This is a genomic window from Rhizobium sp. UGM030330-04 (assembly GCF_003208455.1).
GTDB lineage: Bacteria > Pseudomonadota > Alphaproteobacteria > Rhizobiales > Rhizobiaceae > Agrobacterium > Agrobacterium rhizogenes_A.
In genome coordinates this window covers 1-1,090 of sequence record NZ_QKML01000056.1, presented here as the reverse complement: position 1 = coordinate 1,090, position 1,090 = coordinate 1, and the positions used below count along the sequence as shown (strand labels likewise).

General features: G+C 56.4%; 1 protein-coding gene. It reads right to left on the bottom strand.

Annotation, left to right across the window (positions count from 1 at the left end):
- Positions 1–54 precede the first annotated feature (54 nt).
- A partial coding sequence (locus N434_RS25455; RefSeq protein WP_210206072.1) for a replication protein RepA occupies positions 55–1,090 on the bottom strand: 1,036 nt, incomplete at its 5' end.

The following is a 1,090-nucleotide window of genomic DNA, read 5'->3' as shown; positions in this document are numbered from 1 at the left end:
GGATTGTGCACCCAAGTGCCCGTGGATTGTGCACCCAAGTGCCCGTGGATAACTTCACTGATCACCAGGTTTTTCCACAAGGATCACGCGCGCAGAAATCGGGGGTGGACTGTGTCTTAGGGTTAGGCCTTTGTCGTCTACCTCAATCTTGGCCTTCGGGTAGCACAGAAGGACCTGTGACAATGCGATACGGAATTTCTGTTTGAATTTGTTCATCCGCCCGAACTCTATCCCGAACTGCCCCTTGACGGCCGCCCACGAGACTAACTGCGGATTCCCATGAGGGATACGGTGCAACCTTTGGGCGAGCCAGGCGTAGATATCCAGGGCCATAGCGGAGTGCGCCAGCGCCGCCAGCGCGCGCTCGTTGAGGGGTACGGCGTGCTTCTGTAGGCTCACGAAGTAATCGAGGCTAAGCTGGATGGTCGAAGGCCACAGGACACGCTGTTGTTCGTCCTTTGGAAACCAGATGTCTAAGCCGGAAACAACCTTTCCATCGATCTGTACGGCGCGGTCGTTACGGACTGTAGCGACGCGAATAAGGGCAGAAGATAAGCGCCCTAACTGGTCCTTAAACACATGGATTTCGCGACCGTTCGGTCCCGATTTTCCCCGTTTGGTTTGGTCCTGAAGACGCCGGACAAAGGCCGTCAGACTGCGCTCGACTTCGATTTCGGGAGATCCGGTCTTAAGCGCCTCGGCGTTCAGGTGAGCCAGGATCAAGCGCGCCTTGGGGCCGAACGGGAGGCCGATTTTGGTGTACCGTTCGGTACTGGGATCGATGGCATATCCTGCCTCGATGTGTAAGAGAATCGAACCCTGCTTACGCTCCCAAACCCTCACTTCATCCCCAGGATTGCGGTACGGCATGCAGGTTTGGCAGAGCACGGTGTGCTGGAAGGCGATCTGCTCTAGGGTCTCCGTTGCAATGGCGACGCTGGCCTCCAGGCTTCGTTTCTCTACCAGAGTGAACTGTCGTGGGTGTTTGCGTGGTTTTCGTTCAGGCGCGTTTGGATTACCGGCGATTTTATTGAGGCTGGAATCGCGCGCTTCCTTCGTGTCTTTCATCGATTCATCTCTTGGGGGGGGG